We start from the raw sequence: 16,051 nt of genomic DNA, 5'->3' as shown, positions 1-16,051 counted from the left end.
AAATGGAGATGCGGATAGAGATGAACATTTTGATCAATTGCTTTATAGCCAGAGATATAAAATTGAACGAACAAATGCTTGGATGGACAGTTTTAGATCATTGCTTAATAGGTTTGATACATCTGTAGCAAGTTGGTTAGGGTTTAATTATTTAGCGTTTATAATAATTGCTCTAAAAAAATTTAACAAAAGAAAAGTTTAAACCAGTTCATACTTTAATGTTATTAAAATTAATCTCTGCCACTCCTTTATTATTCACTTTTGCATCATAGGTACCCATGTTTCGAGATGAGTCTTTATCATGACCATCTGCGTATTCGTCCTCATATATAGTGACTTTTAAGATTTCATTGGCAGGGATATTCTTTGTTTTTACCACAAGTTTCACCTTATCAAGATACCCAATTACACGACCCCCAATATTTGCTCCGTTAATATCTATCCAAGATAGCTCTATAATACTAGGCACAGCAGCTAATACTATTACATTGGTAGATACAATGGTATCTTTACCATTAGAAGATACTAGAGCAGAAATTTTCACTGTTTTCCCCGCAAGATTAGAATGAAACTTAAAAGTTCCTGTGGTAAATTTCCCTAATGACTTTCCGTTATATTCTAGTTTCCAACTTTTTACTTTAGCGTTAATAAGCTTAAAAAGTACTGTATAGGTATAGCTTTTGTTCGCTGTCGGTCTTGTTTCTCCTGCTAATAATATTTTTTAAAGTTTTATTAGGTTAACATCAACTTCTTCATCATCCTCCAATTCCACTCCTTCATCCAAATCAAAAAAAGGAAACAATTCCACAAGCACCTCTTTATCTGCATTTTCTATATTTTGTTGGGATAATTCTACTGTCTGACCATGAAATGTGATGCTTATACAATCGGGTGTTCCTATAGGACAAGTAACTTTACTATCTTCTAATAATGCTTTTCCGTTATTATCTTCTAAGGTAATTTTTTCGTAGTATCCGTTCCATTGGGTTACTGTAACCTGGCAAGGATTATTGTTGATTTTAGCACAAGAGCCAAATGTATTATTCTGAAAGGTTTTGCCAATATCTACATGCGTAGCCATTAGCTTTTCGGTGCCGTCTTTATCGTTGATGTATCTTTTAGATTGTGTTTTTACAGCCAATTTATCAGGAACTGTACCATATTGGCAATGGCAAATTGCGCCATGGCATACAAGGTGTTTTTCGCTCATCTGTGTTTTTGTGTTTATCAACCAATATACCGATTAATATCAACATGGCAAATATTATTTTAAAATATAATTAACTTTATACTGAATATTAACTTAATTTATGAACTTAACTCTAACAATTGATACGTGGACGATTATTGAGTTTTGTGGATATAAATAACTGGTTAAATTAATTATTTAGTTCACAAAAAAAACCGCCAAACAATTTTGACGGTTTTGCTATAAAAAATTGATTTAGAAACTATATTTCCTCGTCAATATTGTAATTTTTATGATCTCTTGTGGTACGGATAATCAATTCTCCAATGAAACCTGCTACAAAAAGTAAAGTTCCCATCAGCATCATTGTAAGTGCGATATAGAACCAAGGATTATTGGTGATTAAATGTCCATAAATTCCTTTTGCAACATCAATCAATTTAGATATTCCTAGCCAAATGGTTGATAGAAATCCGATGATGAACATTAAAGTTCCTACAGCGCCAAAGAAGTGCATTGGTCTACCTCCAAATCTGCTTACAAACCAAAGAGTAACCAAATCTAAAAATCCTCTAATGAATCTTTCTGTACCAAATTTTGATGTTCCGTAGGGTCTTGCTTGGTGCTGAACGGGCTTTTCTGTAATTCTACTGAACCCTGCATTTGCTGCTAAAACTGGAATATATCTGTGCATATCTCCGTATACATCAATAGATTTTACTACCTGTTTTTTGTAAGCTTTCAGCCCACAATTGAAGTCGTGAAGGTAAACCCCAGACAACTTCCTTGCTGCTCCATTGAAAAGTTTTGAGGGTAAATTCTTGGTCATCACATTATCAAATCTTTTCTTTTTCCAGCCAGAAACAATGTCATAATTTTCTTCTACTACCATCTTGTACAATTCTGGTATTTCCTCCGGAAAGTCCTGCAAATCAGCATCCATGGTGATTACTACATCACCTCTAGTTCTAGCAAAAGCTGCGTGTAGAGCTTGAGATTTCCCATAATTTCGAGAAAATTTAATTCCGTGAATTTGAGGATGTTGAACCTTTAGGTTCTCTATGATTGCCCAAGACAAATCTGTACTTCCATCATCTACAAACCAAATTTCGTAAGAAAGATTTTCTAGTGTACACACTTTATCAATCCTCCCGAAAAGTTCTTCCAAAGATTCTTCTTCATTAAGTAACGGAATAACTATAGATAAATTCATTTAAATCTGATATAAAATATTATTGATTAGCACTACTTCTCGACCTTAGAAAGGCTCCGAAAAATAATGACAAAACTAAGTAAAATATAAGAATTGCAGCAAAATATCCTGAAAAATGACTGAATGTAAGCATGTCTTTTCCTTTCACTTGTTCAGAATTGAAACTCTGAAGATTTTTTTGGTAATCTACTTCTAGATCTAGTATTTCTTTTTCTGTCTTCAGTCGAGATTTTTCTGCTTGGTAAGTATCCTCCAATTTTTGCTTATTGGTTTGCACAAACTGATAGTTTAGAAGGTCTTTTGCATCCCTATCTACAAAGTTTAGGAAGGTAAAAATACTGATTACAGAAAGTAATCCTCCGACAAACATGGGCACGAAAGATTTTTGAAAAGCCTCTTTGAAATTCAATCTTTTTTTGTTCCAAGCTGTTTTTACAGACCAAAAAGCAGTCCCTGCATATAAAACGGGTAATGCAAACGCGTTGATAATCATGGATGTTTCAAAATAATTAATGCCGGAGAAAAAAAAGTATACTACAAAAAATATGAGCATTGTAGCGCCAAAAAGTAAAATACCTAGTATAAAAGGGTTTTTTGTCATGTCTAAATTTTTATTATTTTTTTTAAATTCTATTACTCTGTATTTCAGATAAATAGCAGTAATAATAGATTTTTTTAATTATTTTTTTTAAATTATATTTTCAATTCTGAAAAGTATTCCTATATTTGCAACGGCAAGTCCTACACAACCAGCTCCTAAAAACCCTCCAGGGTGGGAACGCAGCAAAGGTAATTGGTTGAGCGGTGTGATGTAGGTAGCTTGCCATTTTTTTATGCCTTATTGTCAAGGTTTTTTTCCCTTATTTCTTCCAACAATTTTACATGCGACCAATTTTCACCAGACTTGATACGGTGTATTTGCATATCCGAAACTCCAAAATGTTTAGCAATCTGCTTTAATTTTTGTCCTTTCTTTAGGCGTAATTTTATTTGCAACACTTCCATTTCTTTTAATTTCGCATTAGGAACTACTGGTTTCGCATCATTGAACTGCTTATCAAATTTTCTCATCACCATTTTTGGATGCATATTGTGTCTTTTAGTAAGCATTTCACGTGTTGCCCACGCCAAATTATCAACATGATTATTGGTTTTATCAAAATCTTTGTGGATTACAAATCTTTCCTCACTACTTTCTGGAGCATCGAGAAAGAGTTGGGCTACAGCTTTATGGAACAATAAACATAAGTATATGGCTCTCCTCTTATTAATGTGCTCATTCTTCTTTTTCCTCTTCAGCACAAGCTCGTCTCTTTTTTGCCTCAAATTTGCAAGAATTTGCTCACTTGTGGTCTCACCCTTTATTTTTTTATTTAAAGCGTCTATTTGGTCTTGTATCAGTGCTATTTTGGCTACATCGTTAGCTGATCTTTTCTTAAAAAGTGTGAATCTTAAACATTTGTAACCATTTTGAACACTACCTTTCACCTCATTTCCATCTGGATAATGACTATTATAGGTCCGTATATTTCCCAAATTAGAAACTTCGATTTTGTATAATCCCTCAAATTCAAGAGATAATGGGAACTCCTTCCAAACCTCTTGACTCTTATGATGTATCATTAAAAATTTATTTCTTCTCCTAGTTGTGGTATAATTAGTTCAACATTTCTTTCATCAAATAAGTTTTTAGCTTGGTCGTGATCTATCTTGATAGCAGGGAAAGTATCAAAATGACAGCCAATCACTTTAGGTGTTTTTAGTAGTTCGCTAGCCGCAAATGATGCTTGTGTTGCGCACATGGTGTAATGTCCACCAATCGGGAGAATTGATAAGTCTATTGCACCATACAATTGCGGAAACAATTGCATATCTGCCATCACTCCTGTATCACCTGCTAGGTAAAGATTCTTGCCTTCTGGTAGTCTAAAAATGTAGCCAACAGGTACTCCTCCATACGTTCCGTCTGGGAAAGAACTTGTATGATGTGCAGGAACCATAGAAATTTTAAGATCATCTATTTTTGCTGATCCTCCAAGATTTACATCATCGGTCTTGGTAGCGTTTTTAAAATAAGCACAAATCTCTGGCACTGCTATGAGCGTAGCTTGAGGATGGTATTGTAAAACTTCTTCTACATCTGCAATATGATCTCCGTGTGCATGGGTAAGCAGAATACAATCAATTTTTTGTGCTTGTATATCAAATCCAGATTCAGCTTTTTTGTAATTATAGAAAGGATCGCAAAGGATCGTTTTTTCTTTATAGGTGAACAAAAAACAGTTTTGTCCTAAGTATTGAATTTTCATTGTAAGTTTATTTTAAAATTAAATGAATTTAAAAATAGATTTAACGAATTAATATTTACATAAAATTGAGCTTAAAAACGAAATATAAAATTATAGAAATTTACTCAAGATACGCTTGAAAAAAATAAAGATGTACAGCAAAAATTACTGCTGCATATAAGTTCGTTAATTAAAAAAGTTCAGACCAAAAGCTGTAAGTACAGCCATCATAAAAGTAAGAATACCAACCTGTTTCAAGAATGGATCTAGTTCTTTCGGTTCTTTCACTGCCATTATTTTTCTTCTAAGTTTTGCGAAAGGAATCATAAGAATCATTACGATAAAAACATAATAATTCTGAGTTTGTATAAAACCATTCAAGCCCAAAAATATCAAGATTAAAATAAGAGGAAATTGTAATAAAACCATCTCATAGATCATGGCGTTTTTGAAACCAATCTTAAGAGCCAATGTATTTTTACCCGAATTTTTATCATTTACTATATCTCTCATATTGTTAAGGTTAAGTACAGCCATACTCATCATTCCGATAGCTGTGCCCGGAAGTAAGATATCCCAAGAAAAAGTTTTTGTAAATAAGAAATAGCTTCCTGCTACAGAAACTAAACCAAAAAATACAAAAACAAATAGATCTCCTAATCCCATGTATCCATAAGGCTTTTTCCCAACGGTATACCCAATTGCGGAAAGAATACAAGCAACTCCTAACCCAATGAAAATATAAAATTGGTTCATATATTCTGGTATAAATGCTACATAGAGAAGTGCAATAGTTGCAATAAATGAAAGTATTGCTACAGTAATAACGGCATTTCTCATTTGTAAAGCAGAAATTTTTCCTGAGGCTACAGCTCTAGCTTCTGCGGTATCTATTCTTTTTGCATCTGTTCCCTTTACACCATCGCCATAGTCATTAGCAAAGTTGGATAAAACCTGGTAAAGCAGAGTAACCAATAGTGCGAGTGCAAAAATCTTCCAATCCCAAGTGCCTCCTTCACCCCAAAGTCTCCATTTGGCAATGAATGAACCCATAATAATACCACTCAGAGAAAGTGGTAAAGTTCTAAGCCTTGCGGCTTGTATCCAATCTATCATATATTTTAGTTGTTGATTAAAAGTAATGAGTTGAGCAAAAAAAAATATTTTTAAGCCCAACCATTACTACTTAACTTTTGATATTAAGAAATCCACTGATTTTTTCCAAAATCAGGCTTTCTTTTTTCTAAAAATGCGTTTCTGCCCTCCTGAGCCTCGTCCGTCATATATGCCAAACGAGTAGCTTCTCCTGCAAAAATCTGTTGTCCCACCATTCCATCGTCTGTAAGGTTCATGGCAAACTTCAACATTCTGATAGAAGTTGGCGATTTTGCTAATATTTCTTGAGCCCATTCGTAGGCTGTATCTTCTAACTCGTTGTGAGGGATAACTGCATTTACCATACCCATTTCGAAAGCCTCCTGTGCTGAATAATTTCTTCCTAAAAAGAAAATTTCGCGTGCTTTTTTCTGACCCACCATTTTAGCTAAATATGCAGAACCGTACCCACCATCAAAACTTGTAACGTCAGCATCTGTCTGCTTAAAAATAGCATGCTCATTACTTGCTAAAGTAAGATCGCAAACCACGTGAAGAGAGTGTCCGCCGCCAACAGCCCAACCTGGAACTACAGCAATTACAGCCTTTGGCATAAAACGAATCAGTCTTTGTACTTCTAATATATTTAAACGATGTCTACCATCTTCCCCTACATATCCTTTGTGACCTCTTGCCTTTTGATCTCCACCACTACAGAATGCCCAACCGCCATCTTTAGGGCTGGGTCCTTCTCCGGATAATAAGACTACACCAATAGAAGCATCTTCTGATGCATCATAAAAAGCATCATACAACTCTGAAGTAGTTTTGGGTCTAAATGCATTTCTTACCTCTGGTCTATTGATAGCGATTCTAGCTACACCATTGCATTTTTTATAAGTAATATCATCGTATTCTTTGACAGTTTTCCACTCGATCATCTTGTAAAAATTTTTCTCAAAGATACGGAATTACATAGAATTTTAGGGTTGTAAAAGGGAGGAATCTTATAATTGATAAGAATTGAGATCTGTATTTCAAACCCATACAAAAGTTAGATAAAAAAAAATAGTCCGAGGTAGAAATATCTACTTCGGACTACTATATTTGAAGCGTAAAAGAATTATTTACCCTTAGATTGAAGCTCAATTTCTTTTGCTTTCATCTCTTTCATTTTAACATCATTTTTGGTAATACCATAAATATCTTTCAGAGCCGAGACAACATCAATGTTTTCTGGTTGTATCTTATACCAAGCTTCAGCGTAAGGTAAAGCTTCAGTAAATCTTGCTTTTCTAGCATCAATAAGTTTAGTTGCCTCATCTGGCTTGGTTTTTCTCAGAGCATTGATTTCTTCAACGGCTTTAGAGTCCTCACCTATTGTTGTGTAAACTAGATTCTGATGAGCATTAGACATATCCGGCTTCAATTCGATCGCTTTTTTGAATGATGCAATACCCTCTTTAACAGTAGCTGGATTTTTACTTTGCATGACCCCTAAGTTATACCAATTTTCTGCATTTTTTGGGTCTGCTGCTAATTGATCTTTTAGATTTTGAGTAAACTTTTCAGTATTTCCCGAGTTATGGTAAGCGATAGATTGATTTTCTTTCAACTTTGCGTTAGCTGGAAATTTAGCTAATCCCTTCTCAGTAATTTCTATTGCTTCATTGTACTTTTTAGCATTCAATAATAAAATTGAAAGAGTCTCATACAATTCTGGCTCTACACTAGGAGTTTTTTCTTCTTTGAAATCCGTATAATCCTTAGATTTTTTAAGACCTTCCCAAATTGGTTTCTCAAAAGATGAGACTTCTCCTTTTTTATCTTTAGCAGTATAATTAGTTTGCACACCAGTATATCCAGAATTGATTAATTCAGAATAAATTTTAATAGACTCGTCTAAATTATTAGCAAGAGCATAGTTTAAACCTGCATAGTACATATAAACTTTATCATCTTTACCACTCGTTTTTAGCAAATTGTAAACTTCTAAAAATTTGGGAGCAGCTACTGTATAGTTTTTTGCCTGATAAGCGTCCATTGCCGCTTTATTAGAAGCTGCAAGTTGTGCATTTACATCTTGCTTTTGCCCGAAAGCAAATGCTGATGCAACGATAGCGATCCCTAAAATTAGCTTTTTCATAATAAGAATTTTAAAAATTAAATAAATTATTCTTCAGAACCTTCTTCAGTTTTCTCAGCTGAATTTTCGTTTTCTGAAATTATATCCGTTTGAGGTGTTGCAATTTCTGTACCTTCTTCTGTACTTGCTACTCCATCTTCATCTATTTCCTCCTCAACCTCTTTATCCATAGCTACTTTTGCAATTGCTGCAATTTCGTCATTTTTCTTAAGGTTGATCATTTTTACCCCTTGCGTATTTCTACCCATTACTCTCATCTCATCCATATTCATACGAATAGCGACACCCGATTTGTTGATTATCATCAATCCATCATCATCGTTCACGTTCTGGATAGCAATAAGATTACCCGTTTTTTCGGTAATATTAAGCGTGATCACTCCTTTTCCACCTCTATTGGTAATTCTATAATCTTCAACAGCAGTTCTCTTACCATATCCTTTTTCAGAAACCACAAGTACAGTATCGTTCTCAAGATCATTCACTACAATCATACCGATTACTTCATCGCTATCATCTAGTGTAATACCTCTTACTCCGATAGATCCTCTACCTACCTCTCTTACTTTTTCTTCTGGGAAACGGATACATTTACCATTTTTAGTAGCAATCATAATCTGAGATTCTCCATTGGTAAGATAAGCACTTAGTAATTGGTCGTTTTCTCTAATTTCGATTGCGTTAATACCATTTACTCTTGGTCTAGAATAAGCTTCTAAAGAAGTTTTCTTGATGGTACCATTTTTCGTAATCATTACCACACTCATTTGGTTGATATAATCTATATCCTTCAAGTCGTTGGTTCTGATGTACGCTTTAATTTTATCATCGGGTTCGATGTTGATTAAGTTTTGTACTGCTCTACCTTTAGCCGTTTTGGATCCTTCTGGAATTTCGAATACTCTTAACCAATAGCATTTTCCTTTTTCGGTAAAGAACAACATATATTGGTGGTTCGTAGCAGATACTATATACTCTAAGAAATCTGAATCTCTTGTAGTCGCTGCTTTGTTACCTACACCACCTCTACTTTGTATTTTGTATTCTGAAAGTAAAGTTCTCTTCACATATCCAGCATGAGAAATGGTAAGAACTACCGCTTCATTCGGGATAATATCTTCAATAGACATTTCACCACCAGAATAATCGATCTCCGTTCTTCTTTCGTCTCCATATTTATCTTTAACTTCAGCTAATTCATCCTTAATGATTTGGAATCTTCTACTTTCGTTTGCTAAGATATCTTGAAGGTTTTTGATTTCATTCATGATTGCTTCATACTCATCACGAATTTTATCTAGCTCCATCCCTGTAAGACGAGCAAGACGCATATCTAAGATTGCTTGCGCTTGGATATCAGAAAGTTCAAATTCTTCCATCAATCCTTCCTTCGCAGCACTTGGATTTGCGCTATGACGGATAATAGAAATAGCCTTATCTAAAGAAGCTTGAGAACCAATAACTCTCATGAAACCTTCTAGAATATGTGCTCTTTCGTTGGCTTTCTTTAGTTCGTACTCTGTTCTTCTTACAATTACAACATGTCTATGTTCTACGAAGTGATGGATTATATCCTTTAAATTAAGCTGTTCTGGTCTTCCATGAACTAATGCAATATTATTTACACTGAAAGACGTTTGTAGCGAAGTATATTTGTATAATAAATTCAAAACAACGTTTGGTATTGCGTCATTTTTCAGTTCATAGACAATACGCATACCATTTCTATCAGATTCATCTCTGATTTCATAGATACCAGGTATTTTTTCGTCTTTTACCAAATCAGCAGTTTTGGCAATCATCTCCGCTTTATTAACTTGATAAGGAATTTCTGTAACGATTATTGCGTTTCTATTATGAACCTCTTCAAAGCTTACTTTAGCTCTCAATACAATTCTTCCTCTACCTGTATGGAATGCATCTCTCACCCCATCATAACCATATATTATACCTCCTGTAGGAAAATCGGGTGCTACAATATGTTGCATCAACTCATCTATCGAAATATCTTTATTATCGATATATGCAGTAATCGCATTTACCGCTTCTGTTAGATTATGAGGTGCCATATTTGTTGCCATCCCTACTGCGATACCTGATGCACCGTTTACCAAAAGGTTAGGGATTTTTGTAGGCATTACAGAAGGCTCCGTTAAACTATCATCAAAGTTATTTTGGAAGTCTACGGTTTCTTTTTCAAGATCAGACAAAATTTCGTCTGATATTTTTTTCAATTTAGCTTCCGTATAACGCATTGCTGCTGGTGGATCACCATCCATAGATCCGAAGTTACCTTGCCCATCTACCTGTGGGTAACGCAAACTCCAAGGCTGCGCCATTCTTACCATTGCATCATATACAGAAGAATCTCCATGAGGGTGATATTTACCTAATACATCCCCAACAATTCTCGCAGATTTCAAGTATTTTCTATTAGAAAAAACTCCTAATCCGAACATACCGTAAAGTACTCTTCTATGAACGGGTTTCAAACCATCTCTTACATCCGGTAAAGCTCGAGAAACAATAACGGACATTGAATAATCAATATAAGATGACTTCATTTCATCAACGATGTTGATGGGAATCAATCTTTCTCCTTCTTTTTGCATATATAACTTTTATTGTAATGATAATCAGACTATTAATAAGTTGTCTGAAAACTATTTATTCTGAATATTTAATAACGTGCTAATTTACGAAAATTTTACCGATTTTTGCGGAAGAATTTAGTCAAATAATATTAAAAAAATCCTAAAATATGAGCGTGTTGAGCATTACTTTCCATTGTACAAAAGATAGATTAGAAGAATGGGAAAAATATGTAGATGAAACTTTGGTTGTACTTACAGAAAACCTAATGGATGTTGACAAATATATTCTTTCGGAAGTACATAGCGAATTTATTGAAGACGGAAAAAACTATAATCTCTTGCTTATTTTTGATAATGAAGAAAAGAGAATAGATTTTATGGAAAGCGAAATTCTTAATATAAGAGAAATCATTGAGAAAAAATTTGGACAAGAGGTAATGATATTTAATACTTTCTTAAATCCCAAACAAACTAGATTTTAAAAAAAACAAAAAAGCCCTCATTGAGGGCTTTCTGATTATTAGTGCCTACCACGATGGTTACCTTTATGTTTTTTGTATCCAGGTCCTTTACGATCAACTTTATAATAATTTTTTTTCTTCATATGTCCAGGAGCATATTGTCTTGCGCTTCCTCCATATATTTTTTTTGCATGTCCTGGAGGCAAATGGGCTCTTCCTCTTTGTTGTTCATGTACCACACACGATGACAATGAAAAAACCATTACCAATATTCCTAGAACTTTAAGTATTCCTTTCATAATCCTTTCTTTTAGATAATATATTGTATAAACAATGATAGTGCCAAAATTATCAATCTACCTAAATTCCTACTCTTTCACTTCTCTTTTCCATCATTATAACATCCTTCCAAACGCCATCTAATTGTCCCACATTCTTACGCTCTCCTACTATTCTAAAACCATTTTTTTGGTGGAATCTTATAGAAGATTCATTATCTGTAAAGATATTAGATTGTAATGTCCAATAGCCATGATTTTCGCTATCTAGAATTAGTTTTTTTAATAAAAGAGTACCTAATCCTTTTTCCCTATAGTTTTCATCAAAATAAATGCTTACTTCTGCAACACCACTGAAACATGCTCTTTTACTTGTAGGCTTCAGAGCGCACCAGCCAACAACCAAGCTGTTTTCGTTTTCTACTACCCAACGGCAATCATTCAGATAACTATCATTCCAAGCGCCAGCGCTAGGAAGTTCTGTATCAAAAGTGGCCATCTTTCCATCTATGCCTTGCTGAAAAATCTCTAATACGCGAACCTCATCGGTCGGAACCATCTCTCTTATTTCGTAATTCATTTTTATTTAATGATATTTTCTTTTAAACTTTCTCTTAATTCTAGAATAGTAGGTTTGCTTGTTTTTTACATCTTCAGAAATAACACTTATGTTGCCATCTACTTCTAATACAGATAATTTTACAAGATCTATAGACTCTACACCGTGTTCTCTAATGGCCTCCATAAGTTCTTCTTTTGTGATTTTTACCCTTCTTAGTGAAACCTCATCAGTTTTTCCATCTCTGATGAGAATGACAGGTTCTGATTCTAGTAAGCTAGCAAAAGATCTATTGTAAAACATTATTCTTTTCAGAATAAAATTGGCAACAAACAAAACCAATGCCGCTATCAGTCCTCCCTGTAAGGTAATGTTCTCTCCTACCATAGCGTTTTGTACGGCATTAGAAATCAATAATAGCAAAACTACATCTCCAGTATTGAGTTGTGAGAGTTGGTTTTTACCAAAAACTCTGATTCCTATTACAATGAATAGATAAACACATAATGACCGTACAGAAATGTCTAAAAGCGCATTCATGTTAAAATGTTTTTTGGCCTATCAAATGTAAACATTTTGATATTAAATTTAATAAAAAAAAATAAAAAGCATATTACAATCACGGTAACCCTAATAGATCGAGGTCTGATGACCATTTTGTAGTTTCTTTTCCAGAGTCTGAAACCTCAGCTACCTTTCTATCTGGAAATTGAACATTAGATTTTTTTTTTACGATTATATCATTTAAAAATTATCATAATAGGTAAAGTAAAGATTTTGATTGTGCGCAAACACTTTAGGATAATAATTACAAAAACCATAATTATTCTCTGTACTTTCTGCTGCGGTTACTTTTTTAATTTTCTTTTCTACGTCTGAAAATTGAGTTGAATACTCTAAAAGAAGTACTTTGGTGATATTAGCCTACTAAAAAGATTTGGTACCATACACATAATATTCTACTTTCATTTCATTTCTGAAAACCTTATTAAATTTTTTATTATCAATTAGACGATCTAAATACAGAGTATCATAATATTTGTAATCTCCCATAGGTCTATAATAAATCTAAGGTAGAGAATCCTTTTTTAAAAATTCTTGATACTTCTTAGATAAAGGAACTAATTCGTTATAAAAATCAATAGCCTGACAAATTGCAAAGTCTTTATTCGTGAGTTGATATACTCCAAATAGTTTTTCTGCGTCTACTGTATATTTCTGTACGGGACTTTCAACAACATTAATTGGCTGAACGCTATTATCCTTAAATAGTATAAAACGATATATGAGCTTCATTACGATCTTGATTTTTAGGTATTTAAAAATAAAAAAAGAATCTGCTTTCACAAATTCTCTTTTAAATATAATTATAGCATAATAAACTATTCCATTTCTTTCTTTAGGTATTTACCTGTAAGGCTTTTCTTTGACTTAATGATTTCCTCTGGCGTACCTTCTGCAATAATCTGTCCTCCGTACTTTCCACCCTCTGGTCCTACATCAACAATATGATCGGCAAGCTTTATCACATCCATATTATGTTCTATAATGATGAAGGAGTTTCCGAGTTCTACCAATTGGTTAATGGCATCCATCAGGATTTTTACATCCTCAAAGTGAAGTCCTGTAGTAGGTTCATCTAAGATATAGAGTGTATTACCAGTTTGTCTCTTAGAAAGCTCTGTAGCCAACTTGATACGTTGTGCTTCTCCTCCCGACAAAGTAGTAGACTGTTGCCCTAGTGTAATATAGCCCAGACCAACATCATTCATGGTTTTAACTTTAGCATAAATTTTAGGTATCGGTTGGAAGAAATCTACTGCTTCCCCGATTGTCATATCCAAAACATCTGAAATAGATTTTCCTTTGTAACGTACTTCTAATGTTTCTCTATTGAATCGTTTCCCATGACAAGTTTCACAATGTACATAGACATCTGGTAAGAAATTCATCTCAATCACCTTTAGTCCGCCTCCTTGGCAAGTTTCGCATCTTCCTCCTTTTACGTTGAAAGAAAACCTTCCTGGCTTATAACCTCTAATTTTAGATTCTGGCAATTCTGCAAACAAATTTCTAATATCTGTAAACATACCTGTATAGGTCGCAGGATTGGATCTGGGAGTTCTGCCAATAGGCGTTTGATCTACATCTACAATTTTATCAATATGTTCTAGCCCTTCTATCTTTTTGTAAGGTAAAGGTTCTTGTATTGCTCTGTAGAAAAACTTATTAAGAATAGGATATAGCGTTCCGTTGATAAGAGAAGATTTTCCGCTTCCAGAAATTCCTGTAACTACTACTAGTTTCCCCAACGGAATGGTAAGATTAACATTTTTAAGATTATTTCCCGTAGCGCCTTTCAAGACAATCCTTTTTCCGTTGCCTTCTCTTCTTACTTCTGGTATCGCAATTTTTCTTTTCCCATTAATATAATCTGCAGTAATGGTATTTGCTTTCACCAACTCCTCTGGTTTTCCTTGCCAAAGGATTTCTCCTCCGAATTTTCCTGCTCTTGGACCAATGTCTAGCACCTCATCAGCCTCCAAAATCATATCTTTATCATGCTCTACCACAATTACTGAGTTTCCGATGTCTCTTAGGTTTTTCAGAGAGGTAATAAGCCTTTCGTTATCTCTTTGGTGCAAACCGATACTTGGCTCATCTAGAATGTATAAAACATTTACCAGTTGCGATCCTATTTGGGTAGCAAGGCGAATTCTTTGAGATTCTCCACCTGACAATGTTTTTGAACTTCTGCTTAAACTTAAATATTCTAAACCTACATCTAGCAAGAACTGAAGACGTGTTTCTATTTCCTTTAAAATTTCATGAGCGATAATGGTATTCTTCTTAGTAAATTTATCCTTTACTTCTCCTAACCAATCTTTTAGATCAGTAAGACTTAGCGCATTTACCTCAGCGATATTTTTACCATCAATTTTAAAACTTAAACTCTCAGGTTGCAATCTTGCACCCTTGCAAACGGGACAAACTTCTTCTGTGGTAAAATGTCTCTCCAGCAAAACAGCTTCATAAGATTCTTTCTCTTCTATGATTTCTTCCATAAAAGCAATAAGACCATCAAAACTAATTTTTATCTTTTTGGAAATACCTGCATACTTGAGATCTTTATTAAACTCTCTATGGCAACCGTAATAAATATAATCCAATGCCTCCGCAGGAATATCTTTAAATGCTGTAGAGAGACCTAGGCCAAATATCTCTAAAATGCTTTTTATCTGAGCTAAAACCCACTTGTTAGACTTAATATCTTCTAACGGTAACAAACCTCCTTGGTTGATGGATAGTTTATTATTTGCTACAAAATGATCGGAGTTTATCTTTTTTATCATTCCTAAACCTTTACAGCTAGGACAACTTCCTTTTGGAGAATTAAATGAGAATGTATTGGGTTCTGGTAAAGCAAGAGAATTTCCAGTTTCGGCATCCATGAGATTTTTAGAATAATACTCAATCTCTGTACTACCCAACTTTTGAATACCGATTACGCCTTCACCCATTTCTAGGGAGGTCTTTAGAGATTTTTCCATCCTTGACTCCGAAGCACTTTCTCCCATGATCCAACGATCTATTACAATATCAATATCGTGGGTTTTATAACGGTCAAGCTTTAGGTCATATTCTATATCTATCAATTCGCCATCTATTCTCGCCTGTCCGTAGCCTTTCTTCGCCATCTGTACGAAAAGCTCATGGTAATGCCCTTTACGAGATCTCACAACAGGAGCCATCAGCATGATTTTTTCTCCCTTATAGTTTTCTTTTATAGATTCTATTATTTGTTCTTCGGTATAGCTTACCAATCTCTTACCTGTAGTAAGAGAATAAGCATCAGAAACTCTTGCATATAACAGTCGCAAATAGTCATACAATTCTGTAACAGTACCTACAGTAGAACGAGGATTTTTATTGGTAGTTTTTTGCTCTATGGCAATTACAGGAGAGAGACCTTCTATCTTATCTACATCTGGACGCTCTAGACCACCCAAAAACTGACGAGCATACGCAGAAAAGGTTTCTATATAGCGGCGTTGCCCTTCTGCAAAAATGGTATCAAAAGCTAAAGAAGATTTTCCGCTACCCGAAAGCCCAGTGATCACCACCAGTTTGTCGCGAGGTATCTTGACATCAATATTTTTAAGATTATGCTCTCTGGCACCGTATATTTCTATATATTCTGTTGATTTGCTCATAGTTTGATGTGATT

At 34.3% G+C, this 16,051-nt stretch carries 16 protein-coding genes, 1 other RNA gene and 1 pseudogene; 3 read left to right on the top strand and 15 right to left on the bottom strand.

Translation table 11 applies throughout. From position 1 onward, the window contains the following. Positions 1 to 202 (top strand): annotated as a pseudogene (locus ACKI42_RS10630) (IS5/IS1182 family transposase); the annotation flags it as partial. A gap of 6 nt (positions 203 to 208) precedes the next feature. Here the strand turns inward: ACKI42_RS10630 and ACKI42_RS10625 are convergent. The 4 genes from ACKI42_RS10625 to ACKI42_RS10610 form a co-directional block, all read right to left on the bottom strand. Beyond that, positions 209 to 544: a hypothetical protein gene (locus ACKI42_RS10625; RefSeq protein ID WP_407405224.1), complete on the bottom strand. Its 336-nt coding sequence runs from the start codon at positions 542 to 544 to the stop codon at positions 209 to 211. Between the two features lie 177 nt (positions 545 to 721). Continuing rightward, positions 722 to 1,210, bottom strand: coding sequence for a DUF4280 domain-containing protein (locus tag ACKI42_RS10620; protein WP_407405222.1), 489 nt, complete (start codon positions 1,208 to 1,210; stop codon positions 722 to 724). A 241-nt stretch (positions 1,211 to 1,451) separates the two neighbouring features. Continuing rightward, positions 1,452 to 2,402, bottom strand: coding sequence for a glycosyltransferase family 2 protein (locus tag ACKI42_RS10615; protein ID WP_407405220.1), 951 nt, complete (start codon positions 2,400 to 2,402; stop codon positions 1,452 to 1,454). 19 nt (positions 2,403 to 2,421) lie between these two features. Continuing rightward, positions 2,422 to 3,003, bottom strand: coding sequence for a DUF4199 domain-containing protein (locus ACKI42_RS10610; RefSeq protein ID WP_407405218.1), 582 nt, complete (start codon positions 3,001 to 3,003; stop codon positions 2,422 to 2,424). Between the two features lie 131 nt (positions 3,004 to 3,134). Here ACKI42_RS10610 and ffs point away from each other — a divergent pair. Next, an RNA gene (gene ffs, locus ACKI42_RS10605) (signal recognition particle sRNA small type) lies at positions 3,135 to 3,231 on the top strand. A 2-nt stretch (positions 3,232 to 3,233) separates the two neighbouring features. Here the strand turns inward: ffs and ACKI42_RS10600 are convergent. The 6 genes from ACKI42_RS10600 to gyrA all read right to left on the bottom strand — a co-directional run bounded on the left by ACKI42_RS10600 (position 3,234) and on the right by gyrA (position 10,543). Then, positions 3,234 to 4,025 (bottom strand): NUMOD4 domain-containing protein, encoded by a 792-nt coding sequence (locus ACKI42_RS10600; protein WP_407405217.1) that lies wholly within the window; start codon positions 4,023 to 4,025, stop codon positions 3,234 to 3,236. Beyond that, positions 4,025 to 4,711, bottom strand: coding sequence for a metal-dependent hydrolase (locus tag ACKI42_RS10595; RefSeq protein WP_407405215.1), 687 nt, complete (start codon positions 4,709 to 4,711; stop codon positions 4,025 to 4,027). The genes ACKI42_RS10600 and ACKI42_RS10595 overlap by 1 nt, the downstream gene beginning before the upstream one ends. A gap of 165 nt (positions 4,712 to 4,876) precedes the next feature. After that, on the bottom strand, positions 4,877 to 5,806 hold the full coding sequence (gene menA / locus ACKI42_RS10590; protein ID WP_407405213.1) for a 1,4-dihydroxy-2-naphthoate octaprenyltransferase: 930 nt from the start codon (positions 5,804 to 5,806) through the stop codon (positions 4,877 to 4,879). An 83-nt stretch (positions 5,807 to 5,889) separates the two neighbouring features. Then, positions 5,890 to 6,726: a 1,4-dihydroxy-2-naphthoyl-CoA synthase gene (locus tag ACKI42_RS10585; protein ID WP_407405211.1), complete on the bottom strand. Its 837-nt coding sequence runs from the start codon at positions 6,724 to 6,726 to the stop codon at positions 5,890 to 5,892. Between the two features lie 182 nt (positions 6,727 to 6,908). Further along, positions 6,909 to 7,931: a hypothetical protein gene (locus ACKI42_RS10580; protein ID WP_407405209.1), complete on the bottom strand. Its 1,023-nt coding sequence runs from the start codon at positions 7,929 to 7,931 to the stop codon at positions 6,909 to 6,911. Positions 7,932 to 7,957: 26 nt separating this feature from the next. Continuing rightward, positions 7,958 to 10,543, bottom strand: a complete 2,586-nt coding sequence (gene gyrA, locus ACKI42_RS10575) for a DNA gyrase subunit A (RefSeq protein ID WP_407405207.1) — start codon at positions 10,541 to 10,543, stop codon at positions 7,958 to 7,960. A 149-nt stretch (positions 10,544 to 10,692) separates the two neighbouring features. On the opposite strand from gyrA, the gene ACKI42_RS10570 reads away from it, so the two are divergent. Next, positions 10,693 to 11,007, top strand: a complete 315-nt coding sequence (locus ACKI42_RS10570) for a DUF4286 family protein (protein ID WP_407405205.1) — start codon at positions 10,693 to 10,695, stop codon at positions 11,005 to 11,007. 38 nt (positions 11,008 to 11,045) lie between these two features. On the opposite strand, the gene ACKI42_RS10565 is transcribed toward ACKI42_RS10570, so the two are convergent. From ACKI42_RS10565 to uvrA, 5 genes are all read right to left on the bottom strand, one after another. Further along, complete coding sequence (locus tag ACKI42_RS10565) at positions 11,046 to 11,285, bottom strand: hypothetical protein (protein ID WP_407405203.1); 240 nt, start codon at positions 11,283 to 11,285, stop codon at positions 11,046 to 11,048. A 61-nt stretch (positions 11,286 to 11,346) separates the two neighbouring features. Continuing rightward, positions 11,347 to 11,844, bottom strand: coding sequence for a GNAT family N-acetyltransferase (locus ACKI42_RS10560; protein WP_407405201.1), 498 nt, complete (start codon positions 11,842 to 11,844; stop codon positions 11,347 to 11,349). Positions 11,845 to 11,850: 6 nt separating this feature from the next. Beyond that, positions 11,851 to 12,363, bottom strand: a complete 513-nt coding sequence (locus tag ACKI42_RS10555) for a DUF421 domain-containing protein (RefSeq protein WP_407405199.1) — start codon at positions 12,361 to 12,363, stop codon at positions 11,851 to 11,853. A gap of 528 nt (positions 12,364 to 12,891) precedes the next feature. Beyond that, complete coding sequence (locus ACKI42_RS10550; protein WP_407405197.1) at positions 12,892 to 13,119, bottom strand: hypothetical protein; 228 nt, start codon at positions 13,117 to 13,119, stop codon at positions 12,892 to 12,894. An 86-nt stretch (positions 13,120 to 13,205) separates the two neighbouring features. Further along, positions 13,206 to 16,037: an excinuclease ABC subunit UvrA gene (uvrA, locus tag ACKI42_RS10545; protein ID WP_407405195.1), complete on the bottom strand. Its 2,832-nt coding sequence runs from the start codon at positions 16,035 to 16,037 to the stop codon at positions 13,206 to 13,208. Positions 16,038 to 16,051: the final 14 nt, after the last annotated feature.

This window comes from Chryseobacterium sp., from assembly GCF_045629545.1.
In the GTDB taxonomy this organism is placed as follows: domain Bacteria; phylum Bacteroidota; class Bacteroidia; order Flavobacteriales; family Weeksellaceae; genus Chryseobacterium.
Note: the sequence above shows the minus strand (reverse complement) of the source record. Positions and strands in the feature narration are given on the sequence as shown.